A 25,854-nucleotide genomic window follows, 5' to 3' on the forward strand; every position below is an offset into this window, starting at 1 on the left:
ATTATGAGGTCAATTTTGTGAGGAATATCAGAAATTTTAAACTAAAAATTTAAACCAGAAATCGTTTATGCCAACTTTGCTTTGCAGGAACTTCCCAGTTGTTTTCAAAATCGTCTTTAGTTGCTACTAAATTATTGAAAACAATGGTTTCTTCATTGATTTTTTTTGATTTTACAAACTCTTGAAATTGTGGTAATTTTATCAAATTTATATTGTCACCATCTTTAAAAGTGATGTTCATTTTATCCATCAAATCCAATTGCAATGCTTGTTCTAATTGCTGCACAAAACGCACAGAAGCATCAATAGAACAGCCAGAAACATTGTTGAAATTTTCATCAACTGCTAAAATCAAAAATTGATTATATTTTATTGTAAATGAACCTTTTAAATCATCTCCATGACGTGTCCAATTGTTTATAAAAGCAGTTGCTTTTTCAGAAATATATTCAATTTCTGAATCAGAAAACGCTCTGTTTGATTGATAAATCCAAACTCTGGAATTGCTTGGTAAATTTTTATATTCGGTGAACATACTATTGTTTTTTGAAACCTTATTTCTGATTAAACTTCTCTTGCAAAGCTCTTAATTTTTCTGCATCAGACAATTCATTTTTGGTAGAATTCATGCGCTCTTTAATCTCTTTTAACACTTTTTTGGTATATAAAGGAAAATCGGCATTTTGCATCCAAGCATGATACCCTGGATTTTCTATTAAAACTTCTTCTACTGTTCTTCCTTTGTATTTTCCGAATGAAAAAATTTCTTTTCCTTGTTCATTATACAATATAAATCCAGCAAAATCGGCTCTATCTCTATGTGATGAAAAGTCACTTAAAGCTTCCACCGAATTTTCAATATCATCGTATTTTTCTATTTGTGCTAACAAAATTTCGTAAGTTGCATTGGTATCAGCTTCAGCACTATGTGCATCTGCCAATTCTTTTCCGCAATAAAATTGATAACCAGCACTCAAAGTTCGTTGTTCTTTTTTATGAAAAATAACTTGCACATCTATGGCTTTTCTGTTTTTCATATCAAAATCAATTCCTGCGCGCATCAATTCTTCCGCTAATAACGGAATGTCAAAACGATTGGAGTTGAAACCTGCCAAATCACAATCATAAATCATATCATTTACAGTTGCTGCCAATTCTTTGAAAGTTGGTTCCATCACTACTTTTTCATTGGTAATTCCATGAATTTCAGAGGCTTCAGCAGGAATTTCAATTTCAGGATTTACCAACCAAGTTTTGCTTTCTTTGTTTCCGTTTGGAAAAACTTTTAAAATTGAAATTTCTACAATTCTGTCAGTAGCAATATTTACTCCTGTGGTTTCTAAGTCAAAAAATACAATCGGTTTTGTTAGGTTTAGGTTCAAAATTTAAAATTTTAGATTCAATTGTTTGTGTAAGGTAGTTCAATTTTGAATATTAAATTCAAAATATTTTAGAACGTTTGAGTGTGTTTCAAAAAAAATGATTTATTATTTCTGAGCAAATAGTTGAATATCCTTTGCAGAGACTTCTTTTTCTCCAAGAATAATCAAGCGTTCTACAACATTTCGCAATTCACGGATATTTCCTGTCCAATTATATTCTTTTAACAACTGAATTGCCTCTTTTGAAAACTGCTTTTTTACAGTGCCTTGCTCTTCAGAAATTTTGTCCGCAAAAAAATCGACCAACAACGGAATGTCTTCTCTACGATCATTCAACGCAGGAACTTTGATTAAAATAACAGCCAATCTGTGATACAAATCTTCTCTGAAATTTCCTTCAGCAATCTCTTTTTGCAAATCTTTATTGGTGGCTGCAACTACTCTTACATTTACACTAATATCTTTTTCAGAACCAACTCTGGCTACTTTATTTTCTTGCAAAGCACGTAATACTTTTGCTTGCGCTGACAAACTCATATCGCCAATTTCATCTAAAAAAATAGTTCCACCATTGGCAGATTCAAATTTTCCTGCTCTGTCTTTTACAGCGCCTGTAAAAGACCCTTTTACATGTCCAAACAATTCACTTTCAATAAGTTCTGATGGAATTGCAGCACAATTTACTTCAATCAATGGGGCTTGTGAACGACTTGATTTTTCGTGCAACCAATGTGCAACCAACTCCTTTCCTGTTCCATTTGGACCAGTTATTAATACTCTTGCATCTGTATTGGCAACTTTTTCTATAATTTCTTTGATATGAGTGATGGCTTCACTTTCGCCAATCATTTCGTAATTTTTACTGATTTTTTTCTTCAGTAATTTATTTTCAACCACCAATACTTTTTGCTCCAAAGCATTTCTTACGGTATTCAGTAATCTATTTAAATCTGGTGGTTTTGAGATGTAATCAAATGCACCTAAACGCATGGTGTTTACAGCAGTATCCAAATCTCCATGTCCAGAAATCATGACAATTGGTACTTCAGGTTTTAGCATTTTTGCTTTACCAAGTACCTCAACACCATCCATTTTTGGCATTTTGATATCGCACAAAATCAAATCAAAATCATTGTTTTTGAGCATTTCTAATCCTTCTAAACCATCTTCTGCTTCTTCAACAATATAGGTTTCATTTTCTTCGGAAATTATTTTTTTCAATACTCTACGAATTGCAGCTTCATCCTCAATAATCAGTATTTTTGGCATGTTTTGTTTTTTAATTTGAAATATGATTGATCTATATTTTATGTAATTATGCTTTGTATTTCAACCATTTATATAAATCCTTATAGGTTGGTTTTTTTCCGTACATTAAAATTCCGACTCTGTAAATTTTAGCAGCCAACCAAACCATACCTACAAAGGTAACAATTAATAAGGTCATAGAAATTGCCAATTCTATCCAAGTAACTCCAAATGGAACTCGCATTAACATGACAATTGGACTTGTTAACGGAATGTAAGAAAATGCGACAGAAATAGGTCCATGAGGATCGTTAATTACAGTAGCAAAACCCACATAAACTCCCAAAATTAATGGCAACATAATAGGTAACATAAATTGTTGCGTGTCTGTTTCATTATCAACTGCTGCTCCAACAGCCGCAAAAAGTGAACTGTATAACATATAGCCTCCTAAAAAATAAAAGATGAACAACACAAACATTTTCAACAATGGTAAACGCATAATTTCATGAACAATCAATTGCATTTTATCAACACCTGCAGCTTGTTTTGCGGTTTCGATTTGTTCAGCTGACAATCCTGAAGTTTGCATTTCGGACATATTTACTCCAAAAACAGAAGTGGCAATCGTTCCTAAAATAAGTATTAGAATTCCCCAAATCAAAAATTGCAACAATCCTGCTGAGGCATTTCCGATAATTTTTCCCAACATCAATTGAAATGGTTTTACTGATGAAACTATGATTTCGATAATTCTGCTTGTTTTTTCTTCAATAACACTTCTCATTACAGAACTTCCATAAATGATGACAAACATCATTAATAAATAGCCTGAGATTGCACCAACTCCAATTTTTAAACCATTGATTAATTTCGAAGATTCTTCTCCAGAAAAATTATACATTTTGATGTCGGATTTAATTTTTGAAGAAGCTATTTTATCCAAATCAATTCCCAAATTTGTGAGTTTGTTATTGCGTAATTTGGTTTCAATTTTTGATTCTAAAGAATTCATGATCGACAAACCTGGAGATTCTTTTGAATAAAATTCGATGGATGTTGCTAAGATTTCTAAACTGTCAATTTTCGGGATATATAACGCTCCATAATAATCACCCGCTTCAACTCGTTTTTTAGTTTCTTCAATTCCCATTGCCGAAAAATCGACATATTGAACCGTTTTTGAATCGGTAAAATCTTCTTCAGAAAACATTCGTGATTCATCAACATAAACGATTTTTTTTACTTTTTCGTCATTTTTTTTCATCAAAAAATAAACCAAAGCTCCCATACCAACTGTGATTAATGGACTTAAAAAAGTCATCACTATAAATGATTTATTACGCACTTTCGCAATAAATTCTCTTTTAATAATTAGTTGTAACTTACTCATAATTAGTTGTTTTTACTTACAGCTTCAATAAAAATATCGTTGGCACTTGGTATCATTTCCACAAAATGTTTCACTTCTCCATGATTTGATAAAACTGATAACAAATCATTAGAAGATTGATTTTTTGAAAGTTTTACATTGCAAATAAATTCATCACCAAACAATTTAAAATCAGCAGGCAATACCTCAAAATTTTGATGTAATAAGGATGAGACTGCTTCTTTATTTTCGGTTGATACACCAATTTGATACACATTTGAACGAAATTTTCGTTTGATATCAATCAATTTTCCGTCTAAAATTTTGTTGGATTTATGAATCAATGCAATGTCATCACACAATTCTTCAACAGATTCCATTCTGTGTGTTGAAAAAATAATGGTGGCACCTTCATCACGCAATTGTAAAATTTCTTTCGCAATCAATTGGGCGTTTATAGGGTCAAAACCAGAAAAAGGTTCATCAAAAATCAATAATTTTGGTTGATGCATAACCGTTACAATAAACTGAACTTTTTGGGCCATTCCTTTCGAAAGCTCTTCAATTTTTTTGTCCCACCAAGAAGCAATGTCAAATTTTTCAAACCAATATTTCAATCGTTTTTTAGCATCTTCTTTTGATAATCCTTTCAATTGCGCCAAATACAAAGCTTGCTCACCCACTTTCATGGATTTATACAAACCGCGTTCTTCTGGCAAATAGCCAATATCAGCAATATGTTTTGGCGACAAAGGTTCTCCATCCAAGAAAACCGTTCCAGAATCTGGCATGGTAATTTGATTGATAATTCGGATTAACGATGTTTTTCCTGCACCATTTGGACCCAACAAACCAAAAACACTTCCTTTTGGAATTTGCAATGAAACGTTATTCAATGCTGTATAATCGCCATACGTTTTAATGACATTGTTAATTTCGAGTAAATTTTTCATAGAAAATCCTTTATTTAAAAGTACTTTTTGTACAAAACTACATATTTTAATGAGATTAGACAGTGAATTTTAGCATTCGTTACAGTAAAATAAAATGTTAAATTTACTATGCGCGCATAACTTTTTTTAAATTTACTATGCGTGCATAATAAATTTTTATATCTTTGAACTTGTATGGATAAAAATAGAACAATCGATCATCAATTAAGAGCCACATGGCAAGCAGTTGCAAAAATGTATAATGAGCAAGCTGCAAATCATGGAAGTACTATGGCCATGGCTTTCGTTTTATTGAGCATTCACAAAGAAGATGGAACACCCTCAACTGCTTTAGGACCTATGATGGGAATGGAACCCACAAGTCTTTCACGAATTTTAAAATCAATGGAAGATAAAGGTGCCATTTATAGAGAAAAAAATCCTGAGGATGGCAGAAGTGTAATGATTAAATTGACAGAATATGGCAAACAAATGCGAGAAATTTCTAAAGGTCATGTGTATCAATTTAATGATTTTGTGAAATCGCAAGTAACTGAAAATGATCTCGATGGTTTTTTTAAAGTTACTGCTACTATCAACAAATTAATTGCAGAAAAAAAGATTTTTGAATCAATTCATCAAGAAAAATAAAATTAAAAACTATATTTTAATGACACGAAAAATTAAAAAAGTAGCAATCATTGGCTCTGGAATTATGGGTTCAGGGATTGCTTGTCACTTTGCAAATATTGGCGTAGAAGTGCTTTTATTGGACATTATTCCAAGAGAATTAAATGAAATTGAAAAAGCAAAAGGACTGACGCTAAATGATAAAGTGGTAAGAAATCGCTTGGTAAATGACGCATTGACTGCTTCATTAAAATCAAGTCCTTCTCCTATTTATAATCAAAAATTTGCAGACAGAATTACTACTGGAAATTTAGAAGACGATTTACACAAAATCAAATATGTTGATTGGATTGTAGAAGTTGTTGTGGAGCGTTTAGACATTAAAAAAAGTGTTTTTGAAAAAATTGAAAAATTCAGAACTCCAGGAACTTTGATTACTTCCAATACTTCTGGAATTCCAATAAAATTTATGAGTGAAGGCAGAAGTGAAGATTTTCAGCAACATTTTGCAGTTACGCACTTTTTCAATCCTCCAAGATATTTAAAGTTATTTGAGGTGGTACCAAGTGCAAAATGCAAACAAGAAGTTACTGATTTCTTGATGATGCATGGAGATAAATTTTTAGGAAAAACAGCTGTTTTAGCAAAAGATACACCTGCTTTTATTGGAAATAGAATCGGAATTTTCGGAATCATGAGTTTGTTTCACGTTGTAAAAGAAATGGATTTAACGATTGAAGAAGTAGATAAATTGACAGGTCCAGTAATAGGTCGTCCAAAATCAGCAACTTTCAGAACGATTGATGTAGTTGGTTTAGATACGTTAGTTCACACAGCAAATGGCGTAAAAGACAATTGTCCAAATGATGAAATGAGAGACCAATTTGTGATTCCTGATTTTGTAAATAAAATGATGGAAAACAAATGGTTGGGAAGCAAAACCAAACAAGGTTTTTACAAAATGACCAAAGATGCTCAAGGAAATAGAGATATTTTGTCATTGGATTTAAATACCTTAGAATATCGCACAAAAAAATCAGCAAAATTTGCCACTTTAGAGCTCACGAAATCGATTGATAATGTCTCTGACAGATTCAAAGTTTTGGTTGGAGGAAAAGACAAAGCTGGTGAATTTTATAGAAAATCATTTGCAGCCATGTTTGCATATGTTCAAAATAGAATTCCAGAAATTTCTGATGAACTGTATAGAATTGATGATGGTTTAAGAGCCGGATTTGGTTGGGAGCATGGACCATTTCAAATTTGGGATGCTATTGGAGTTGCCAAAGGAATTGAAATTATGAAAGCTGAAGGTCATCAACCTGCAACTTGGGTTACTGAAATGATGGCAAATGGCGAAACTTCTTTTTACACCGTTAAAAATGGAGCAACGTATTATTATGATATTCCCTCAAAATCTCAAGTTAAAAAACCAGGACAAGATTCGTTCATTATTTTAGACAATATCAGAAAATCAAACGAGGTTTGGAAAAATTCAGGTGCTGTAATTGAAGATTTAGGAGATGGAATTTTAAACATTGAATTCCGATCAAAAATGAACACGATTGGTGGAGATGTTTTGGCTGCTATCAACAAAGGAATTGATTTAGCAGAAAAAGATTTCCAAGGTTTGGTTGTTGGAAATCAAGCCGCTAATTTTTCAGTTGGTGCCAATATCGGAATGATTTTTATGATGGCTGCAGAGCAAGAATATGAAGAATTGAACATGGCTATCAAATATTTTCAAGATACTATGATGCGTATGCGTTATTCATCAATCCCAACAATTGCTGCTCCACATGGAATGACTTTAGGTGGTGGTTGTGAAATTTCGTTACATGCTGACAAAGTTGTTGCTGCTGCTGAAACGTATATTGGTTTAGTTGAATTTGGAGTTGGCGTAATTCCTGGTGGTGGAGGATCTAAAGAAATGGCTCTGAGAGCACAAGACTTGTTTCACAAAGGTGATGTTCAACTCAATGTTTTACAAGAACATTTTTTAACCATTGGAATGGCAAAAGTAGCAACATCTGCATATGAAGCTTTTGATTTAGGATTGCTACAAAAAGGAAAAGATGTGGTGGTTGTAAATAAAGACAGACAAATTGCGGAAGCTAAAAAACACGCTGTTTTGATGGCAGAAGCAGGCTATACACAACCTGTAAAACGTAAAGATATTCTCGTTTTAGGAAAACAAGCCTTAGGAATGTTTTTAGTTGGTACTGATTCTATGGAAGCTAGCAACTACATTTCAGCTCACGATCAAAAAATCGCAAACAAATTGGCGTATGTAATGGCAGGAGGAGATTTATCAGAACCAACCAGAGTTTCTGAACAATATTTATTAGACATTGAACGTGAAGCCTTTTTGAGTTTGTGCACAGAACGCAAAACTTTAGAACGAATTCAACACATGTTAAAAACCGGGAAACCATTGCGTAATTAAATCCCATCTAAATCTTCCCAAAAGGAAGACTTAAAAGTGTAAAACTAAAATGAAGTTTAAAATTTAAAAAAAATAGCCCGAACAAATTCCCTTTCCTTTGGAAAGGGTTAGGGATAGGATTATGAAACAAGCATATATCGTAAAAGCATACAGAACAGCCGTTGGAAAAGCTCCTAAAGGATTGTTCCGTTTTAAAAGAGCTGATGAATTAGCCGCAGAAACCATTCAATTTATGATGAATGAACTGCCTGATTTTGATAAAAAAAGAATTGACGACGTTATTGTTGGAAATGCCATGCCAGAAGGAGCTCAAGGATTAAATATGGCACGTTTAATCTCGTTGATGGGATTAAAAATTGAAGATGTTCCTGGAGTTACTGTAAACCGTTTTTGTTCCTCTGGATTAGAAACAATTGCAATGGCTGCTGCAAAAATTCAATCAGGAATGGCAGATTGTATCATTGCTGGTGGTGCAGAGAGCATGAGTTCAGTGCCAATGACAGGTTTTAAACCTGAACTAAATTACGACACCATTGCTGCTGGTCATGAAGAATATTATTGGGGAATGGGAAATACTGCAGAAGCTGTTGCCAACGAATTCAAAATTTCAAGAGCTGATCAAGATGAATTTGCATTACAATCGCATTTAAAAGCGTTGAAAGCTCAAAGTGAAAATCGATTTGAAAAACAAATTGTTCCGATTGAAGTTTCTCAAACTTATATTGATGAAAACGGAAAAAAAGAAACTAAAAAATATACTGTTTCTAAAGACGAAGGTCCAAGAAAAGATACTTCTCTAGCTGGATTATCAAGTTTACGTCCTGTTTTTGCTGCCAATGGAAGTGTAACTGCAGGAAATTCATCACAAATGAGTGATGGAGCTGCTTTCGTTTTAATAATGAGTGAAGACATGGTAAAAGAGTTAAACTTGACTCCAATTGCAAGGTTGGTAAGTTATGCTGCAGCTGGTGTACCACCAAGAATTATGGGAATTGGACCTATTGCTGCAATTCCAAAGGCTTTAAAACAAGCAGGATTGCAACAAAAAGACATCAATTTAATTGAATTGAATGAAGCTTTTGCTTCTCAATCTTTAGCGGTAATTCGCGAATTAGGTTTAGACCCAACTATCATCAATGTAAATGGTGGAGCTATTGCTTTAGGACATCCTTTAGGCTGTACAGGAGCAAAATTGTCTGTGCAATTATTTGATGAAATGCGTCAAAGAAACATGAAAAACAACTATGGAATGGTAACCATGTGTGTTGGAACAGGACAAGGTGCTGCAGGAATTTTTGAATTTTTAAACTAATTAGTAAACAATATAAAATCATGGAAACATTAGAAAAAAACGTATTAAGAGGTGGTCAATTCTTGGTGAAAGAATCAAACTGCGAAGATATTTTTACACCTGAAGATTTTTCAGAAGAACAAATCATGATGCGTGAAGCTGTAAAAGAATTTAACGAACGTGAAATCATTGCACACAAAGCTCGTTTTGAAGCCAAAGATTACAAACTTACAGAAGATGTAATGAAAAAAGCGGGTGAGCTAGGCTTTCTAGGAGTTGCTGTTCCTGAAGAATATGGAGGAATGGGAATGGGATTTGTTTCTACCATGCTTACTTGCGATTATATTTCCAGTGGAACTGGCTCTTTCAGTACTGCATTTGGTGCGCATACAGGAATTGGAACCATGCCAATTACTTTATACGGTACAGAAGAGCAAAAGAAAAAATATGTTCCAAAATTAGCTTCTGGTGAATGGATGGGATCTTATTGTTTAACAGAACCTGGAGCTGGTTCAGATGCAAATTCTGGAAAAACCACTGCTGAAATTTCTGCTGACGGAAAATCATACAAAATCAATGGCCAAAAAATGTGGATTTCAAATGCAGGTTTTTGCAATTTGATGATTGTGTTTGCACGTATTGAAAATGATAAAAATATTACTGGTTTTATCGTTGAATATGATAAAGAAAATCCAAATGGAATTACATTAGGCGAAGAAGAACACAAACTCGGAATTCGTGCTTCATCAACAAGACAAGTATTTTTTAATGATACCATTGTTCCTGCAGAAAATATGTTATCAGAAAGAGGTGGTGGATTTAAAATTGCTGTAAACGCACTAAACGTTGGAAGAATTAAATTAGCGGCTGCTTGTTTAGATTCTCAAAGAAGAATTACTGATTATGCACTAAAATACGCTTTAGAACGCAAACAATTTAAAACTCCAATTGCCGATTTTGGCGCTATAAAAGCAAAATTGGCAGAAATGGCAACCAATACGTATGCGGGTGAATCTGCAAGTTACAGAGCTGCAAAAGACATTGAAGATAGAATTGCAATGCGAATTGCAGCTGGAAATTCACATCAAGAAGCTGAATTAAAAGGTGTTGAAGAATATGCTATTGAATGTTCTATATTAAAAGTTACGGTTTCTGAGGATGTGCAAAATTGTGCTGATGAAGGAATTCAAATTTTTGGAGGAATGGGTTTTTCTGAAGAAACACCTATGGAAGCTGCTTGGAGAGATGCACGAATTGCTCGAATTTATGAAGGAACCAATGAAATCAACAGAATGTTATCTGTAGGAATGTTAATCAAAAAAGCAATGAAAGGTCATGTTGATTTATTAGGTCCTGCAACTGCTGTTGGTGAAGAATTGATGGGAATTCCTTCATTTGAAACTCCAGATTATTCTGAATTGTTTGCCGAAGAAAAAGAAATGATTGCTAAATTGAAAAAAGTATTTTTGATGGTAGCTGGATCTGCAATTCAAAAATATGGGCCTGATTTAGAACAACACCAACAATTACTTTTAGCAGCTGCAAATATTTTGAATGAAATTTATATGGCAGAATCTACTTTATTAAGAGCTGAAAAAAATGCAAAACGCTTTGGTGAAAAAGAGCAGGAAGCTCAAATTGCAATGGCAAAATTATATTTGTACAATGCTGTTGAAATTATCGCTAAAAACGGAAAAGAAGGAATCATTTCATTTGCTGAAGGTGATGAACAACGCATGTTATTAATGGGATTAAAGCGATTTACTAAATATCAAAACTATCCAAACGTAATTGCCTTAAGAGATGTAATTGCTGAAAAATTAAAATCAGAAGGTAAATATTGCTTTTAAAATTTAGTTAGCATTTCAAAATCAAAAATTTTGAAATTTAGTTGTTAATTTGAAAAGACCATTTTTCGTAAATGGTCTTTTTTCTTATATTTGTAATAGTTTTCCCCCCATTTTTGTTGGTCATAAATAAAAAGCGATGAAAAAAAATCTATTTTCAATAATTATTTTATTGACATTACTTTGGGGCTGTTCAAAACCACCCAAACCAATTTCAATTGATAATAAAAGATTGCTTGAAAATATAAAAATTTTAGCAAGCGATTCAATGGAAGGAAGAGCTTTCTCTTCCCTAGGAAACATAAAAGCTCAAAAATTTATTCAGAAAAGATTTTCTGAAATTGGATTAGAAAAATATAAAAATGGAAGCTATATAGAAGCTTTTGATTACACTTTTAAAGGTAAAAAAAGACAAGAAGCTTTTCCTATTGAAAATCCAGGAATCAATTTTTCAAATGTTAAAGATACTACTGCCTCTGGATCAAATGTTATTGGAAAATTAAGAGGAAGTTCTAACAAAACAATTGTCATTACTGCACATTATGATCACTTAGGTATTCGTGATAAATTGATTTTTAATGGTGCTGATGATAATGCATCTGGAGTTGCAGCATTGTTTACTATTGCCGAATATTTTAAGAATAATCCAATAAAACATACTTTGATTTTTGCAGCTGTTGATGGTGAAGAAATTGGCTCAGTAGGAGCAGAAATTTTCTTAAAAAATTATTCTGATAAAAATAATATCGCACTAAACATTAATATGGATATGATTGCACATAGTGATTATTATCCCGAATTATACATTTGCGGTACGTACCATCATCCAAACTTAAAAAAGACTTTAGAAAGAGTAAAATCAGATGAAGTAACCATTTTATTTGGTCATGATGATCCTGAAAAAATTGAACAATCTGATTGGACACTTTCTTCTGATCACAAAGTTTTTTATAAAGAAAAAATTCCGTTTTTATATTTTGGAGTTGAAGATCATAAAGATTACCACAGACCAACTGATAAATTTGCTACTATAAATCAAAAATTTTACACAGAGTCTGTAAAAGTAATTATTAGATCAATTGAAGCTTTAGATGCATATCTGATAGAAAAAAAGTAATATTTTAATGCAAAATAAAAAAGAGCATACATAAATATTGAATGCTCTTTTTTATTGATAAATTTTTAATTTATTCTAAAGATCCTAAATAACGCTCGGCATCTAATGCAGCCATACAACCAGTCCCTGCAGCAGTAACAGCTTGTCTATAATCCTTATCTTGAACGTCTCCTGCAGCAAAAACCCCTGGTAAATTTGTCTTTGTCGATTTTCCTTTAGTGATTAAATATCCTGTTTCATCCATATCTAAAACACCTTTAAATAAATCAGTATTTGGAGTATGACCAATTGCAATGAAAACACCTGTAACAGGAATTATTGAAGTTTCTTTTGTTTTATTATTGATAATTCGTACGCCTTCAACTACGTTTTTACCTAAAACTTCTTCAATTTCAGTATTATATAAAACCTCAATATTTTTAGTTTTACTTACTCTGTGTTGCATCGCTTTTGAAGCTCTCATAAAATCTTTACGAACCAACATGGTAACTTTGCTACAAATATTTGAAAGATAAGTAGCTTCTTCAGCAGCTGTATCTCCTGCTCCAACTACAACAACATCTTGTCCTTTATAAAAAAATCCATCGCAAGTTGCACATGCCGAGACTCCTCCTCCAATCAATCTTTGCTCACTTTCAATACCTAAATATTTGGCGGTTGCTCCAGTTGAAATAATAATAGTTTGCGCTTCAATTTCTTTCGACTCATCAACTGTTATTTTATGAACTCCTCCAATTTCTTTGCTCAATTCAACTTTAGTAACCAACCCAAAACGAACATCTGTTCCAAAACGCTCAGCTTGTTTTTTTAAATCTTCCATCATCATGGTTCCATCTGTTCCATTTGGATATCCAGGAAAATTATCAACCTCAGTTGTGGTTGTCAACTGACCTCCCATTTGCATTCCTGTGTACATGATTGGTTTCATATCTGCTCTTGCAGCATAAATTGCTGCTGTGTAACCTGCAGGTCCTGAACCAATTATTAGACATTTTATTTTTTCAATTGAATTTGACATACTGCTAACTAATTTAAGTTGTAAAAATAGAATTTTTTAATTCTTATCAATATGAATGTTTATAAGTTTTTACAATCAAAACATAAGAAGTGCTAATTTAAAAATACTTTAAATATAATTTTTCGATTTCTTTGTAATCTGTGAAAAGAATGTATATTTGCAATCCCAATGAAAATACATTCGGGGTGTAGCGTAGCCCGGTTATCGCGCCTGCTTTGGGAGCAGGAGGTCGCAGGTTCGAATCCTGCCACCCCGACTTTTTAACCTCGTAAGAAATTACGAGGTTTTTTTATAACTTCTTTTTAAAATATTCTTATTTATAAATTACAGTCGCAGGTTCATCCAAAATTTCGGAGCTGCCACCCCGACTTTTAACCTCGTAAGAAATTACGAGGTTTTTTTTCGACCAAATTTTAACGTAATTTTTGTTTAACAAAAATAGTTGTTGATTAAACAATTTGTACCTTTGTGTTATAAAATTGAATCAATGAAATTTTTTGACGCAAATGATATAAGTGAACTTCATAAAATTTATAAAATAAATCTCATCAACAGTTGTTCTGGATTTAAATCAGCAAATTTATTAGGAACAGTTTCTAATGAAGGAATTACTAATGTTGCAATCTTTAGTTCAGTGACTCATTTAGGATCAAATCCACCAACTTTAGGATTTATTTTAAGGCCAACAACAGTTCCTAGAGATACTTATAAGAACATCAAAGAAACTGGATTTTTTACTATCAATCATATTTGGGAGGAAATTATAGATGATGCGCATCATACTTCTGCAAAATATGATGAGAAGATTTCTGAGTTTGATATGACAAATTTAGAACCTGAATTTAAAGGAAATTTCAAAGCTCCTTTTGTAAAAAATTCACCAGTGCAAATGAGCATGAAATTTATAGAAGAAATTTATGTTCCTTCTAATGATGTAATTTTGATTGTTGCGCAAATTCAGGAATTGTATGTAAAAGATGAATTGTTACAAGAGGATGGTCTCATCAATTTATCGTTAGGAAAAGTGGTTGCTATCAACGGTTTGGATACGTATGCTACTCCAAATTTTAAGAAACAACTTTCTTATCAAAGACCCAAAAAAATCACAGAATAAGATGAAAATTCTAGTTACAGGTGCAACAGGCTATATTGGAAAACGCCTGATTCCATTATTATTAAATGATGGTCACACCATCATTTGCCCTGTAAGAGATTTAAAAAGAGCTGAAAATTACTTTAAAAACAGAGATCAAATCATTTTAGTTGAAGCTGATTTTTTAGATTCAAAAAGTATTGAAAAAATTCCCACAGATATTGATTTTGCATATTACTTGATTCATTCTATGACGAATTCTGCCAGAGAATTTCATATTTTGGAGGAAAAATGTGCGTTGAATTTTAAACGTTTTGCTGAAAAATCGAGCATACAACAAGTAATATATTTAAGCGGAATTACCAATGATACCAAGCTTTCTAAACATTTATTATCCAGAAAAAATGTTGAAAACACATTATCCTCTGAAAAATATGCACTAACAACTTTTAAAGCTGGGATTATTGTTGGATCAGGAAGTTCGTCTTTTGAAATCATTAGAGATTTGGTTGAGAAATTACCGGCTATGATTGCTCCAAAATGGTTGAATACAAAAACGCAGCCTTTGGCAATCAGAGATGTTTTGAGCTTTCTGCAAAATTCACTAAATAAAAAGGAAGTTTTCAATAAATCGTTTGACATTTTTGGACCTGAAATATTGACTTACAAAGAAATGTTATTACAATTTGCTGAAGTTAGAAAACTAAAAAGATGGATTTTAACGGTTCCAGTAATGACCCCAAAATTATCCTCTTACTGGTTGTATTTTGTAACATCAACTTCTTATAAATTAGCGAGTTCACTTGTAAATTCAATGGGTGTTGAAGTAATTGGGAATAAAAGTGATATCAATAAAATTTTGAATGTCAATCCAATGACTTACAAAGAAGCTGTAGCATTGGCTTTCAAAAAAATAGAACAAAATAGCATCATTTCAAGTTGGAAAGATTCCTACATCAGTAGTGGAAAATTAAAAAATTACGTTCACGAATTTATAAATGTTCCTGAGTATGGATGTTTTAAGGATTATAAAAAACGAAAACTAAAAGATAGAGAAAAAGCATTGAATAAAATTTGGGCAATTGGAGGTGAAACGGGTTGGTATTATGGTACTTTTTTGTGGAAAATCAGAGGTTTTTTAGATCAATTTTTTGGTGGAGCTGGTTTAAGAAGAGGCAGAAGGCATCCAACAGAATTGAATGCTGGTGATGCATTGGATTTTTGGCGCGTAATTTATGCTGATAAAGAAAAAGGGAAATTGCTATTATATGCAGAAATGATTTTACCTGGAGAAGCTTGGTTAGAGTTTAAAATAGAAGGAAATTATCTGTTTCAAACTGCCACTTTTAGACCTACAGGAATTGCTGGCAGATTGTATTGGTATGCTGTAATGCCTTTTCATTGGTTTGTTTTTAATGGAATGATCAATAACATCAATAAGTAAAAAGTGAAAAAAGTACATCTTCCTCAAAAAATTTGTTTGGTTTGCAAAAAACCTTACAGTTGGAGAAAAAAATGGGAGAAAAATTGGGAAAACGTAAAATATTGTAGTGAAAAATGCAGCAGAAACAAGAAAAAACAAGCATAATTTGGTTTCGAAATAATTTAAGAATTCATGACAATGTCTCTCTTTTTAAAGCAATTCACCATCATGAAAAAGTAATTGCAGTGTATTTTTTTGATCCTAAGTATTTTGAAAAAGATACTTTCGGATTTAAAAAAACAGAAAAATTCCGAGCTCAATTTTTAATTGAAACTGTAACTGAATTAAAACAGAATTTAGCGAATCTTAACATTACACTCCTCACCTATTTTTCCAATCCTGAGGAAATTTTATCCAAAATTTGTGCTGATTTTTCTGTACAATCAATTTACACGCAAAAAGAATGGACTAGAGACGAAGTTGAAACGAACAAAGCAATTAAAAAAAAGGTACCAACTGTTCAGTTAATAGAAGATTTTAATCAATTTTTATATCATCCAAATGCGGTTTCAACTGATTTTTCAAACATTCCGAATGTATTTACTGAATTCAGAAAAGGAGTTGAAAAAAAAGTAAAAATTGATGCTGAAATTCCGATTTCAAAATTGAATGAATCAAATTTGATTGAAAATTTTACAAAAATTCCGAGTTTAGAAGAGTTGGGTTTTGAAACTTTTGACACGCATAGAAATTCAGCTTTTCCTTTTAAAGGCGGAGAAAATGAAGCTTTAAAAAGATTGAATTACTACCTTTTTGAATCTAAAAAAGTAGCGGTTTATAAAAATACTAGAAATGGTTTGGTGGGCGTTGATTATAGCACCAAATTTTCTCCTTGGTTGGCAAATGGTAGCATTTCTCCCAAAACAATTTATTGGGAACTTAAAAAATTCGAAAAAGAATTCACTGCAAACGACTCAACATATTGGGTGATTTTCGAATTGATTTGGCGTGATTATTTCAAATATATTTCATTAAAATATGGCAATAAAATCTTTTCAATTGGAGGAATTTTAGACAGAAATTATTATTGGAATTCTAATCTAAAAAACATCAATAATTGGATTGAAGGAAATACAAAAGACGATTTTGTAAATGCAAATATGATTGAACTTAAAGAAACTGGTTGGATGAGTAATAGAGGAAGACAAAATGTAGCTTCTTATTTTGCCAAAGAATTATTGTTGGATTGGAGAATTGGAGCTGCTTATTTTGAATCGATGTTGATGGATTATGATGTGCATAGCAATTACGGAAATTGGTTGTATGTTTCAGGAGTTGGCAATGATCCTAGAGATCGAAAATTCAATACGAAGTTGCAAGCACAAAATTATGATGGAAACTATAAATTCAGAAATCTTTGGTTAGAAAAAACCTTGTTTTAAAATGAAAATACTACGCTTACTTCTTGGTGATCAGTTAAATAGCAATCATTCTTGGTTTACCAAAGTGGATGAAAATGTAATGTATTGCATGTTTGAAATGCGTCAAGAAACTGATTATGTAACGCATCATATTCAAAAAGTGATCGGATTTTTTGCTGCTATGAGAACTTTTGCAAAGGAACTTGAAAAAGCAAATCACAAGGTTATTTATTTAAAAATTAACGACCCAAAAAATAGTCAACATCTAACTCAAAATTTACAAAACATTTTTGATGAATTTCAGATCGAAAATTTTGAATATCAAGAACCGGATGAATTTCGATTAGACAAACAATTGTCAGATTTCTGCAAAGAAATCAATATAAAATCAAAAGTATTTTCAACAGAACATTTTTACACAGAAAAGCAAGATTTAGCGACATTTTTTTCAGGAAAAAAGCAATTTTTGATGGAAAATTTTTATCGAGAAATGCGTAAAAAACACCAGATTTTAATGGTGAATAATCAACCTGAAGGTGGCATCTGGAACTATGATAAATCCAACAGAAAAAAATGGAATCAAGAAGTATTGATTCCGCCTGCAAAAAATTTTGACAATGATGTATCAACAATTGTTCAAGAAATCAAAATTGCAAACATCAAAACCATTGGAAATATCAATGAAAGGTATTTTGAATATCCCATAAATAGATCACAATCATTAGAACAATTAAATTATTTCTGCGAGCATTTATTAATTCATTTCGGTGATTATCAAGATGCTATGCATACAGATACCGTTTTTCTTTTTCATTCAAAATTGTCTTTTGCAATGAATACCAAAATGATTTCTCCCAAAGAAATTATCGAAAAAGTGTTGCAAACCTATCGTGAAAATTCAGCTGAAATTGACATTTCGCAAGTGGAAGGTTTTATCCGTCAAATTATTGGTTGGCGCGAATATATGAGAGGCATGTATTGGATGTTGATGCCAAGTTACAAAACTGAAAATTTTCTGGATAATAAAACCAAACTTCCAGATTTTTTCTGGACTGGAAATACAAAAATGAATTGTGTAAAAAATGCCGTTAAAAATTCATTAGAAAATGGCTATGCACATCACATTCAACGTTTGATGATTACTGGGAATTTTGCTTTGCTCACACAAATTCATCCTGATGAAATTGACGCTTGGTATTTGGGAATTTATGTTGATGCGATTGAATGGGTACAATTGCCCAATACAAGAGGCATGAGTCAGTTTGCTGATGGTGGAAAAATTGCCACAAAACCTTATATTTCCTCAGGAAGTTATATTCAAAAAATGAGCAATTATTGCAATTCTTGCAGCTATAATTACAAGGAAAAAACGACCAAAAATGCTTGTCCTTTCAATAGTTTATATTGGAATTTTTTAGATGAAAAAAAAGCACAATTATCCTCCAATTTTAGGATGAAAATGATGTATAGTTTACTCAACAAAATGACTGCATCAGAAATAGCTGCAATTCAAGAAAAAGCGCATCACATTATCAATAATTTGGATGAATATTAAAGAAGAAATATCAATTGTTTGGTTAAAACGTGACTTGCGTTTGCAAGATAATGAGGCCATTTTCAATGCTTTATCATCCAACAAACGAGTACTATTCTTGTATGTTTTCGAAAAATCTTTGTTAGAAGATCCTCATTATCATGAACGTCATTGGAATTTCATCAAACAATCTTTGGTGGATTTGAATCAAGATTTGGCAATTTACAACTCGAAAGTTTTGTGCGTAACTACTGAAGTTGTAACTGCTTTCAATCAAATTTTAAATTATTATTCCATCCAAAGTGTCTTTTCGCATCAAGAAACAGGTTTACTCATCACTTTTAATCGAGATAAAGAATTTAAAAGATTTTGCAGAAACTATAGTATTGAATGGATTGAAAACATCAATAATGGTGTTTTAAGAGGTTTGCTTGATAGAGAAGATTGGTTCGCAAAGTGGGAAGATTACATGAATGAACCTCAAATTTTCAATGAATTTCAATCAGAAAAATTACTAAGTATTGACGAAATAAATCAGTTAGAAAAATCATTTTTAGTAACGGATCTATCAACTCCTGACCATAAAAAATTTCAAAAAGGGGGAACAAAAATAGGGTGGAAATATGCAAATTCATTTTTTGAAGATCGCCACAAAGATTACATGTTTCATATTTCAAAACCGGCTTTATCAAGAAAAAGTAGTAGCAGACTATCGCCTTATATTGCTTGGGGAAATTTGTCTATCAGACAAGTTTTTCAAAAAGCACAAACTGTAAAAACCGACCAAAACAAACGTCATTTAGGTGCATTTATTTCCAGATTGCGTTGGCAAGCACACTTCATCCAAAAGTTTGAAATGGAGCATACTATGGAAAATGCAAGTATCAATAAAGGCTATCACAAACTAAAAAAAAGTATTTCTATAGAATATAAAACAGCTTGGATTGAAGGAAAAACTGGATTTCCTTTAGTTGATGCAAGCATGCGCTGTTTGAATGAAACTGGTTATTTAAATTTTAGAATGCGTTCATTATTAGTATCGTTTTTTACACATATTTTGTGGCAACCTTGGCAAGAAGCAACGCATCATTTATCACAAATGTTTTTAGATTTTGAACCGGGAATTCATTTCCCTCAATTGCAAATGCAAGCTGCAGAAACTGGCATCAATAACATCCGAATTTACAATCCTGTAAAAAATAGTTTAGATCATGACGAAGATGCTACTTTCATCAAAGAATGGATTCCTGAATTGAGAAATTTACCTTTGGCATTTATTCATGAGCCCTATTTAATGACACCTTTAGACCAACAATTTAACAATTTTGAATTGGGTGTTGATTATCCTTATCCTATTATAAATGCAAAATCTGCTAGAAAAAAAGCTAGTGAAATTTTGTGGAATTTAAGAAATGATCCTGAAGTTATTCACGAAAGCACCAAAATCTTACTAAAGCATACCCTTAAAGATCGAACAAGAATGCTTAGAAATGAGTAAAAAAGTTGGTTTTTTAAAAGATAATTTTTTGTTAATTTCTGTTTAACGTTATTAAATATTAATTAAACATAACTATCTTTGACATAGTTATGATTTACGACACAACACATACCAACATAGAAGCCAAAGAAGTATTTGAGGACTTATTAGGAAAACCTTACTCATTTTTGAAGGCATTAAAATTGGGTGGAGTTGGTTCAAAAAGGATGATGATTGAAAAAGTAAGTCCTAAATTTTCATCAATGATGAACAATGTTTCTGATATCAATTATGGAAATATTGAACTGAGAGAAAAAGGGATACTAGTTCACATCAACAAAGGTTTAAAAAACTACAGTTGGGCAATTCCTTTTTATCAATTGCACATTTATAACACACAAACTTTTAGTATTCATGCTCAAGGAAATTTCGTTCAATTTAAAAAGAATAATTTGTTGAAAGAAAATAAAAGTTTTCTCGACAAACTAGTTGATTTAAAAATTGAAAACAGAAAATTGTACGAATTATATTAAATGGAAAATTTAGACACAATAGCAATAGATAGAATCATTGAAATGGCTTGGGAAGATAGAACGTCTTTTGAAGCAATTCAGTTTCAATTTGGCCTAAAAGAACAAGAAGTCATTGAATTGATGCGCAAAGAGATGAAACCAAAAAGTTTCAAAATGTGGAAAGAACGTGTTCAAGGACGAAAAACAAAACATGAAAAATTACGAACTTTTGAGCAAGGACGCTTCAAATGTTCAAGACAAAAATCAATATCAAATAACTCTATATCAAAAAGATAAACCTCGTGCTTTGCTTTTAAGCTTGGAGTACTTAAAGACAGCACATTAAAAAGAAACAAAAAGATGATTACAGAAGTCGTATTAAAAGAAAAAGAAACAGAGCAAAAGTTCAATGGATTTTCATTCGAAGAAATTGGAGATGACCATTTGTACACAGGAATTGAAACTCCTATGAAACCAAATGCTTTTGACATTTCTGATGAAGAAAAAAAGAAAAAAATTACATCATTATTTGCAGAAATTATGGATGTAATGGGCTTAGATTTAACTGACGATTCATTGAGAGGAACTCCAAACAGAGTTGCTAAAATGTACATTGACGAAATTTTCTCTGGATTAAATCCTGCTAACAAACCAAAAATTGCTTTGTTTGACAATAAATATCAATACAACCAAATGTTGGTTGAAAAAAATATCACTTTCTACTCTAATTGCGAGCACCACTTTGTGCCAATTATTGGAAAAGCGCATGTTGCTTACATTTCATCAGGAAAAGTAATTGGGCTATCAAAATTGAATAGAATTGTTCAATATTTCGCAAAAAGACCACAAGTACAAGAACGTTTAACCAATCAAATTGCAGAAGAATTGAAAGCTGTTTTACAAACTGAAAATGTAGCTGTAATTATTGATGCAAAACATTTATGTGTTTCATCAAGAGGTATTAAAGATGATACCTCTGCTACAGTAACCTCATATTTTGGGGGTGCTTTCAATACTCCTGAAAAAATCGCTGAACTACAAAATACTTTAAATTACTAAGACATGGAAATCATTAATAAAGCGCTTGAATTCGAGCAAAGACCAATGAAATTCGTAACTACAAGTGATAGAATTTTAGCTTCAAGAGAAGTAAAATCGTTGATTTTAAGCTTGAATGAAATTTATAAACAAACAAAAGATCAACAAATCATGGAAATTATGAAGCGTTTAACTGCTATCAAACAAAAAATAGAAAAACGTTTGAAAGGTTTTAAAGTTCCTGCTGCATAATTTAAAATTTCTTTGGATTCACTTTTAAGTATCAAAAGAAAATTCCTTTTATTTTACTGATATAAAAACAGGTTTTTCTATTAACATGAAGAACCTGTTTTTTAAATAAAATATAAATTAACATTTGTGTAATAAAATTGAATTACATTTAACCTAAAGATTTTCAAAAAAAATGAAAAAAATAGTTGTAATTGGCGGAAGTAGAGGAATTGGAAATGCTATTGTAAACGCCTTGGTTTCTGAAAATCAAATCATCAACATCAGTAGAAATCATCCTGAACAAACACATCAAAACTTAGTACATTACTCTTGTGATATTTTAACAGACGAATTACCAACAATTGATGCCATAGATAGTCTAATTTATTGTCCTGGAAGCATTAATTTGAAACCAATATCAAGATTAAAATTGGAAGAATTCAGAGAAGATTTTGAAATCAATGTGATTGGTGCTGTAAAAGCTATTCAGCATTTTTTACCTGTTTTAAAGAATGGAAAAAATCCTTCAATTGTGTTATTTAGTACTGTTGCAGCAAAATTAGGCATGCCTTTTCACGCAAGTGTTGCTACTGCAAAATCAGCTGTTGAGGGTTTAACAAAATCATTGGGTGCTGAGTTAGCACCAACAATTCGCGTTAACGCTATTGCTCCAACAGTTACCAATACTGATTTAGCTTCGAAGTTATTGCGCAACGAAAAAATGATTGAAAACATCACTGAACGTCATCCATTGAAAAAGTTTTTAAATCCTAAAGAAGTTGCAGCCATGGCAAGTTTTTTAATTTCTGAAAAAGCATTGTCAATTTCTGGTCAAATTTTTGAATTGGATTGTGGCATTGTAAGTTTTAAAATCTAAAAAAATGAGTTTATACGATATCAAAATCAATAGTTTACAAGGAAAACAAGTTAATCTTTCTGATTTTAAAAGTAAATACTTGCTATTTGTAAATGTTGCCTCTAAATGTGGCTTTACACCACAATATGAAGATTTGGAAAAACTACATCAAATGTATAAAGATACATTGGTTGTGATTGGAGTTCCTTGCAATCAATTTGGAAAACAAGAACCTGGAAATGCAACTGAAATTCAAGAATTTTGCGAGGTAAATTATGGAGTTTCTTTTTTGATGTTAGAAAAAATTGATGTAAAAGGCGAGAATCAACATCCTTTATACACTTGGTTAACATCAAAAAGTTTGAATGGAAAGAAAAGTTCTTCTGTAAAATGGAACTTTCAAAAATATTTAGTTGATAAAAATGGCGAATTGATTGATTATTACTTTTCCATCACAAAACCAACAAGTTCAAAAATTACAAATCACTTAAAATAAACCAATGTTTGGATTGTTTAAAAAAAAGTCTGAAGTAGAAAAACTTCATGAAAAATATAAAAAACTTATGCAAGAAGCGTATCAATTACAATCCGTAAATAGAAGTGAAAGTGATCAAAAATATGTAGAAGCTGATGAAATTTTAAAGAAAATAACGCTTTTAGAACAAAAAAAATGAAGCCAATTACCTATTTTTTTATATTCTTTGTACTCAATTTTGGAGGCTTAGCTTTTGGAAGTTGGTTAATGAATAACGGTCCAACTTCTGATTGGTATTTGAATTTAAATAAAGCTCCTTGGACGCCTCCAGGCTGGGTTTTTGGAGTTGCCTGGACAACTATTATGATTTGTTTTTCATTTTATTTGACAAAACTTTTCACTACCGAAAATGACAAAAAAATTATTTCTATCACATTTTTAATTCAGTTTGTATTAAATGTGAGTTGGAACTACTTATTTTTCAATAAACATTGGGTATTTATTGCTTTAATAGGCATCATTTTACTTACATTCGTAGTGTTTTATTTTTACTTTAGCCTTAGTAAAAACGCTCAAAAATATAAATTTCTATTGTTACCATATATGATTTGGTTGTGCATTGCAACTTCATTAAATTTATATGTATTAGTTAATAATTAAAATGAAAATTTATACAGTTCACAAAAAGCAACAACTTCCAATAGCTGTTGATGAAGCTTGGATTTTTTTGTCAAATCCCAGAAATTTAAAAATCATCACTCCTGCTTACATGAGTTTTGATATTATTTCTGGAGCCGAAAAACCCATGTTTGCTGGTCAAATTATCCAGTATTTAGTAACGCCCATTTTAGGAATTAAAACCAAATGGGTTTCAGAAATCACACACTTTGAAGAAAAAAAATATTTTGTTGATGTTCAATTATATGGTCCTTATGCTTTGTGGCATCACAAACATTTTATCCATGAAATTGATGGTGGCGTTGAATTAGAAGATATCATTGATTACAAAGTTCCATTAGGAATTTTAGGACAAATGGTACATCCATTTTTGGTAAAACCTAAATTGGAAGAAATTTTTCAATACAGACAACAAAAGATGAGCGAATTATTCGGAAAAATGTAAATAAATGAAAGAGAAAATAAACATATATTGGTTTAGAAGAGATTTGCGTTTGGATGATAATTGTGGATTTTTCAATGCCTTGCAATCAAAAAATAAGGTACTTCCTATATTTATTTTTGACACTGAAATTCTTTATAAATTACCAAAAAATGACGCAAGAGTAACTTTTATCCATGAAACGTTACAACAAATGCGTTTAGAATTACAGGAAAAAAACTTAGGAGATATTGCAATTTTCAACGGAAAACCAATAGAAATTTTCAATCAAATTAGTGAAAAACTAGAAATCGAGTGCGTTTTTACGAATCATGATTATGAACCTTATGCTACAAAACGCGATCAAGTAATAGCAAATTTTTTAAATGAAAAAAATATTCAATTTCATACTTTTAAAGACCAAGTAATTTTTGAAAAAAATGAAATTGTAAAAAAGGATGGAAATCCGTATGTAGTTTACACGCCATTTATGCGAGCTTGGAAAGAGAAGTTCAAAGCAGAAAAACTAATACATTTCGATTCAGAAAATCATCTCAACAATCTTTTAAAAGAGTTTGATTTTCAAAACTTATCACTTACTGATATTGGATTCGAAACATCCAATCAAAAAATTGTTCCTTACACAGTTTCTTCAAAATTGATCCAAGAATATGAAGAAACTCGAAATTTTCCTGCAAAAGATGCTACATCAAAATTAGGACCCCATTTGCGTTTTGGAACCGTAAGTATTCGTAAAATGGTTGCGAAAGCAATCGCAGAGAAAAATGAAATCTTTTGGCAAGAATTGATTTGGAGAGAATTTTTCATGCAAATTTTATGGCATTTTCCGCACACAGTTTCAGATAGTTTTAAACCAAAATACGATCGAATTGAATGGCGAAATAATGAAACTGACTTCAAAACTTGGTGCGAAGGAAAAACAGGTTATCCATTAGTGGATGCAGGAATGCGTCAACTGAACGAAACAGGTTTTATGCACAACAGAGTTAGAATGTTGGTTGGTAGTTTTTTATGCAAACATTTGTTGATTGATTGGAGATGGGGAGAAGCCTATTTTGCAGAAAAATTACACGATTACGAAATGGCAAGTAATGTTGGTAACTGGCAATGGGTTGCTGGCTCTGGAGTAGATGCAGCGCCTTATTTTCGAATTTTCAATCCAACATCACAAATTGAAAAATTCGATAAAAATTTAACATATATCAAAAAATGGGTTCCTGATTTTCAAGAATTTACTTATCCAAAACCTATTGTAGAACATTCTTTTGCGAGAGATCGCTGTTTGAAAACTTATAAAGAAGCCTTAGGCTAATAATAATAAAAAACATAAAAAAATATTGAATACAACTATTTTTTTCTTGTACATCTACTTTTTTTATCATTAATTTGCG

The 25,854-nt window shown here is 31.6% G+C and carries 27 protein-coding genes and 1 tRNA gene; 22 read left to right on the forward strand and 6 right to left on the reverse strand.

Features of this window, described 5'->3' with window-relative positions; translation table 11 throughout:
• Positions 1-49: 49 nt before the first annotated feature.
• The 5 genes from WHA43_RS04975 to WHA43_RS04995 form a co-directional block, all read right to left on the reverse strand.
• Positions 50-535 carry an ABC transporter ATPase gene (locus tag WHA43_RS04975; RefSeq protein ID WP_105046010.1) on the reverse strand — a complete coding sequence of 162 codons (486 nt, stop codon included), beginning with the start codon at positions 533-535 and terminating at the stop codon, positions 50-52.
• Positions 536-554: 19 nt separating this feature from the next.
• A complete protein-coding gene (locus WHA43_RS04980; RefSeq protein ID WP_105046011.1) occupies positions 555-1,382 on the reverse strand; it encodes a 3'-5' exonuclease in 828 nt (275 codons plus the stop codon).
• 105 nt (positions 1,383-1,487) lie between these two features.
• Entirely contained in the window at positions 1,488-2,651 is a 1,164-nt protein-coding gene (locus tag WHA43_RS04985; RefSeq protein WP_105046012.1) for a sigma-54-dependent transcriptional regulator, read from the reverse strand.
• Between the two features lie 46 nt (positions 2,652-2,697).
• Positions 2,698-4,023: an ABC transporter permease gene (locus WHA43_RS04990; protein WP_105046013.1), complete on the reverse strand. Its 1,326-nt coding sequence runs from the start codon at positions 4,021-4,023 to the stop codon at positions 2,698-2,700.
• A 2-nt stretch (positions 4,024-4,025) separates the two neighbouring features.
• On the reverse strand, positions 4,026-4,955 hold the full coding sequence (locus WHA43_RS04995) for an ABC transporter ATP-binding protein (RefSeq protein ID WP_105046014.1): 930 nt from the start codon (positions 4,953-4,955) through the stop codon (positions 4,026-4,028).
• A 174-nt stretch (positions 4,956-5,129) separates the two neighbouring features.
• Here WHA43_RS04995 and WHA43_RS05000 point away from each other — a divergent pair, with 174 nt between their 5' ends.
• The 5 genes from WHA43_RS05000 (at position 5,130) to WHA43_RS05020 (ending at position 12,265) form a co-directional block, all read left to right on the forward strand.
• Entirely contained in the window at positions 5,130-5,585 is a 456-nt protein-coding gene (locus tag WHA43_RS05000; protein WP_105046015.1) for a MarR family winged helix-turn-helix transcriptional regulator, read from the forward strand.
• A gap of 19 nt (positions 5,586-5,604) precedes the next feature.
• Positions 5,605-8,010: a 3-hydroxyacyl-CoA dehydrogenase/enoyl-CoA hydratase family protein gene (locus WHA43_RS05005; protein ID WP_105047297.1), complete on the forward strand. Its 2,406-nt coding sequence runs from the start codon at positions 5,605-5,607 to the stop codon at positions 8,008-8,010.
• A gap of 121 nt (positions 8,011-8,131) precedes the next feature.
• Positions 8,132-9,322: an acetyl-CoA C-acyltransferase gene (locus tag WHA43_RS05010; RefSeq protein ID WP_105046016.1), complete on the forward strand. Its 1,191-nt coding sequence runs from the start codon at positions 8,132-8,134 to the stop codon at positions 9,320-9,322.
• A 20-nt stretch (positions 9,323-9,342) separates the two neighbouring features.
• A complete protein-coding gene (locus WHA43_RS05015; protein WP_105046017.1) occupies positions 9,343-11,151 on the forward strand; it encodes an acyl-CoA dehydrogenase family protein in 1,809 nt (602 codons plus the stop codon).
• A gap of 136 nt (positions 11,152-11,287) precedes the next feature.
• Positions 11,288-12,265, forward strand: a complete 978-nt coding sequence (locus WHA43_RS05020) for a M28 family peptidase (protein WP_105046018.1) — start codon at positions 11,288-11,290, stop codon at positions 12,263-12,265.
• 70 nt (positions 12,266-12,335) lie between these two features.
• Here WHA43_RS05020 and trxB read toward each other — a convergent pair whose 3' ends face one another.
• Positions 12,336-13,283 (reverse strand): thioredoxin-disulfide reductase, encoded by a 948-nt coding sequence (gene trxB, locus WHA43_RS05025; protein ID WP_105046019.1) that lies wholly within the window; start codon positions 13,281-13,283, stop codon positions 12,336-12,338.
• Positions 13,284-13,464: 181 nt separating this feature from the next.
• On the opposite strand from trxB, the gene WHA43_RS05030 reads away from it, so the two are divergent.
• The 17 genes from WHA43_RS05030 to WHA43_RS05110 all read left to right on the forward strand — a co-directional run bounded on the left by WHA43_RS05030 (position 13,465) and on the right by WHA43_RS05110 (position 25,775).
• Positions 13,465-13,539 (forward strand) — tRNA-Pro (locus WHA43_RS05030).
• A 231-nt stretch (positions 13,540-13,770) separates the two neighbouring features.
• Complete coding sequence (locus WHA43_RS05035; RefSeq protein WP_105046020.1) at positions 13,771-14,397, forward strand: flavin reductase family protein; 627 nt, start codon at positions 13,771-13,773, stop codon at positions 14,395-14,397.
• 1 nt (position 14,398) lies between these two features.
• The gene (locus WHA43_RS05040; RefSeq protein WP_105046021.1) at positions 14,399-15,820 is read left to right on the forward strand and encodes an SDR family oxidoreductase; all 1,422 of its coding nucleotides are present in this window, start codon (positions 14,399-14,401) and stop codon (positions 15,818-15,820) included.
• Between the two features lie 3 nt (positions 15,821-15,823).
• The gene (locus WHA43_RS05045; RefSeq protein WP_105046022.1) at positions 15,824-15,964 is read left to right on the forward strand and encodes a DUF2256 domain-containing protein; all 141 of its coding nucleotides are present in this window, start codon (positions 15,824-15,826) and stop codon (positions 15,962-15,964) included.
• A complete protein-coding gene (locus WHA43_RS05050; protein WP_105046023.1) occupies positions 15,934-17,241 on the forward strand; it encodes a DASH family cryptochrome in 1,308 nt (435 codons plus the stop codon). The genes WHA43_RS05045 and WHA43_RS05050 overlap by 31 nt, the downstream gene beginning before the upstream one ends.
• A gap of 1 nt (position 17,242) precedes the next feature.
• Positions 17,243-18,775: a cryptochrome/photolyase family protein gene (locus tag WHA43_RS05055; RefSeq protein WP_105046024.1), complete on the forward strand. Its 1,533-nt coding sequence runs from the start codon at positions 17,243-17,245 to the stop codon at positions 18,773-18,775.
• On the forward strand, positions 18,765-20,252 hold the full coding sequence (locus tag WHA43_RS05060; RefSeq protein WP_105046025.1) for a cryptochrome/deoxyribodipyrimidine photo-lyase family protein: 1,488 nt from the start codon (positions 18,765-18,767) through the stop codon (positions 20,250-20,252). The genes WHA43_RS05055 and WHA43_RS05060 overlap by 11 nt, the downstream gene beginning before the upstream one ends.
• Positions 20,253-20,341: 89 nt before the next feature.
• Complete coding sequence (locus WHA43_RS05065; RefSeq protein ID WP_105046026.1) at positions 20,342-20,764, forward strand: hypothetical protein; 423 nt, start codon at positions 20,342-20,344, stop codon at positions 20,762-20,764.
• Positions 20,765-21,040 (forward strand): TIGR03643 family protein, encoded by a 276-nt coding sequence (locus WHA43_RS05070; RefSeq protein WP_105046027.1) that lies wholly within the window; start codon positions 20,765-20,767, stop codon positions 21,038-21,040.
• Between the two features lie 63 nt (positions 21,041-21,103).
• Entirely contained in the window at positions 21,104-21,802 is a 699-nt protein-coding gene (gene folE / locus WHA43_RS05075) for a GTP cyclohydrolase I FolE (RefSeq protein ID WP_105046028.1), read from the forward strand.
• Positions 21,803-21,805: 3 nt separating this feature from the next.
• Positions 21,806-22,033 (forward strand): hypothetical protein, encoded by a 228-nt coding sequence (locus WHA43_RS05080; protein WP_105046029.1) that lies wholly within the window; start codon positions 21,806-21,808, stop codon positions 22,031-22,033.
• Between the two features lie 172 nt (positions 22,034-22,205).
• Positions 22,206-22,889 carry an SDR family NAD(P)-dependent oxidoreductase gene (locus WHA43_RS05085; protein WP_105046030.1) on the forward strand — a complete coding sequence of 228 codons (684 nt, stop codon included), beginning with the start codon at positions 22,206-22,208 and terminating at the stop codon, positions 22,887-22,889.
• Positions 22,890-22,893: 4 nt separating this feature from the next.
• The gene (locus tag WHA43_RS05090) at positions 22,894-23,364 is read left to right on the forward strand and encodes a glutathione peroxidase (RefSeq protein ID WP_105046031.1); all 471 of its coding nucleotides are present in this window, start codon (positions 22,894-22,896) and stop codon (positions 23,362-23,364) included.
• 4 nt (positions 23,365-23,368) lie between these two features.
• Positions 23,369-23,542 (forward strand): Lacal_2735 family protein, encoded by a 174-nt coding sequence (locus WHA43_RS05095; RefSeq protein ID WP_105046032.1) that lies wholly within the window; start codon positions 23,369-23,371, stop codon positions 23,540-23,542.
• The gene (locus WHA43_RS05100) at positions 23,539-24,003 is read left to right on the forward strand and encodes a TspO/MBR family protein (protein WP_105046033.1); all 465 of its coding nucleotides are present in this window, start codon (positions 23,539-23,541) and stop codon (positions 24,001-24,003) included. Before WHA43_RS05095 ends, WHA43_RS05100 begins: the two co-directional genes overlap by 4 nt.
• 1 nt (position 24,004) lies before the next feature.
• Positions 24,005-24,466 carry an SRPBCC family protein gene (locus WHA43_RS05105; protein ID WP_105046034.1) on the forward strand — a complete coding sequence of 154 codons (462 nt, stop codon included), beginning with the start codon at positions 24,005-24,007 and terminating at the stop codon, positions 24,464-24,466.
• Between the two features lie 4 nt (positions 24,467-24,470).
• Complete coding sequence (locus WHA43_RS05110; protein ID WP_105046035.1) at positions 24,471-25,775, forward strand: cryptochrome/photolyase family protein; 1,305 nt, start codon at positions 24,471-24,473, stop codon at positions 25,773-25,775.
• Positions 25,776-25,854 lie beyond the last annotated feature (79 nt).

Origin of the sequence: Polaribacter gangjinensis (genome assembly GCF_038024125.1) — a bacterium.
Lineage (GTDB): Bacteria > Bacteroidota > Bacteroidia > Flavobacteriales > Flavobacteriaceae > Polaribacter > Polaribacter gangjinensis.

Excerpts from the sequence above, each read along its gene's own strand:
- WHA43_RS04975 (WP_105046010.1), bottom strand. The coding sequence starts at position 535 with ATGTTCACCGAATATAAAAATTTACCAAGCAATTCCAGAGTTTGGATT.
- WHA43_RS04985 (WP_105046012.1), bottom strand. The coding sequence starts at position 2,651 with ATGCCAAAAATACTGATTATTGAGGATGAAGCTGCAATTCGTAGAGTA.
- WHA43_RS04990 (WP_105046013.1), bottom strand. The coding sequence starts at position 4,023 with ATGAGTAAGTTACAACTAATTATTAAAAGAGAATTTATTGCGAAAGTG.
- WHA43_RS04995 (WP_105046014.1), bottom strand. The coding sequence starts at position 4,955 with ATGAAAAATTTACTCGAAATTAACAATGTCATTAAAACGTATGGCGAT.
- WHA43_RS05000 (WP_105046015.1), top strand. The coding sequence starts at position 5,130 with ATGGATAAAAATAGAACAATCGATCATCAATTAAGAGCCACATGGCAA.
- WHA43_RS05005 (WP_105047297.1), top strand. The coding sequence starts at position 5,605 with ATGACACGAAAAATTAAAAAAGTAGCAATCATTGGCTCTGGAATTATG.
- WHA43_RS05010 (WP_105046016.1), top strand. The coding sequence starts at position 8,132 with ATGAAACAAGCATATATCGTAAAAGCATACAGAACAGCCGTTGGAAAA.
- WHA43_RS05015 (WP_105046017.1), top strand. The coding sequence starts at position 9,343 with ATGGAAACATTAGAAAAAAACGTATTAAGAGGTGGTCAATTCTTGGTG.
- WHA43_RS05020 (WP_105046018.1), top strand. The coding sequence starts at position 11,288 with ATGAAAAAAAATCTATTTTCAATAATTATTTTATTGACATTACTTTGG.
- trxB (WP_105046019.1), bottom strand. The coding sequence starts at position 13,283 with ATGTCAAATTCAATTGAAAAAATAAAATGTCTAATAATTGGTTCAGGA.
- WHA43_RS05035 (WP_105046020.1), top strand. The coding sequence starts at position 13,771 with ATGAAATTTTTTGACGCAAATGATATAAGTGAACTTCATAAAATTTAT.
- WHA43_RS05040 (WP_105046021.1), top strand. The coding sequence starts at position 14,399 with ATGAAAATTCTAGTTACAGGTGCAACAGGCTATATTGGAAAACGCCTG.
- WHA43_RS05050 (WP_105046023.1), top strand. The coding sequence starts at position 15,934 with ATGCAGCAGAAACAAGAAAAAACAAGCATAATTTGGTTTCGAAATAAT.
- WHA43_RS05055 (WP_105046024.1), top strand. The coding sequence starts at position 17,243 with ATGAAAATACTACGCTTACTTCTTGGTGATCAGTTAAATAGCAATCAT.
- WHA43_RS05060 (WP_105046025.1), top strand. The coding sequence starts at position 18,765 with ATGAATATTAAAGAAGAAATATCAATTGTTTGGTTAAAACGTGACTTG.
- WHA43_RS05065 (WP_105046026.1), top strand. The coding sequence starts at position 20,342 with ATGATTTACGACACAACACATACCAACATAGAAGCCAAAGAAGTATTT.
- WHA43_RS05070 (WP_105046027.1), top strand. The coding sequence starts at position 20,765 with ATGGAAAATTTAGACACAATAGCAATAGATAGAATCATTGAAATGGCT.
- folE (WP_105046028.1), top strand. The coding sequence starts at position 21,104 with ATGATTACAGAAGTCGTATTAAAAGAAAAAGAAACAGAGCAAAAGTTC.
- WHA43_RS05080 (WP_105046029.1), top strand. The coding sequence starts at position 21,806 with ATGGAAATCATTAATAAAGCGCTTGAATTCGAGCAAAGACCAATGAAA.
- WHA43_RS05085 (WP_105046030.1), top strand. The coding sequence starts at position 22,206 with ATGAAAAAAATAGTTGTAATTGGCGGAAGTAGAGGAATTGGAAATGCT.
- WHA43_RS05090 (WP_105046031.1), top strand. The coding sequence starts at position 22,894 with ATGAGTTTATACGATATCAAAATCAATAGTTTACAAGGAAAACAAGTT.
- WHA43_RS05095 (WP_105046032.1), top strand. The coding sequence starts at position 23,369 with ATGTTTGGATTGTTTAAAAAAAAGTCTGAAGTAGAAAAACTTCATGAA.
- WHA43_RS05100 (WP_105046033.1), top strand. The coding sequence starts at position 23,539 with ATGAAGCCAATTACCTATTTTTTTATATTCTTTGTACTCAATTTTGGA.
- WHA43_RS05105 (WP_105046034.1), top strand. The coding sequence starts at position 24,005 with ATGAAAATTTATACAGTTCACAAAAAGCAACAACTTCCAATAGCTGTT.
- WHA43_RS05110 (WP_105046035.1), top strand. The coding sequence starts at position 24,471 with ATGAAAGAGAAAATAAACATATATTGGTTTAGAAGAGATTTGCGTTTG.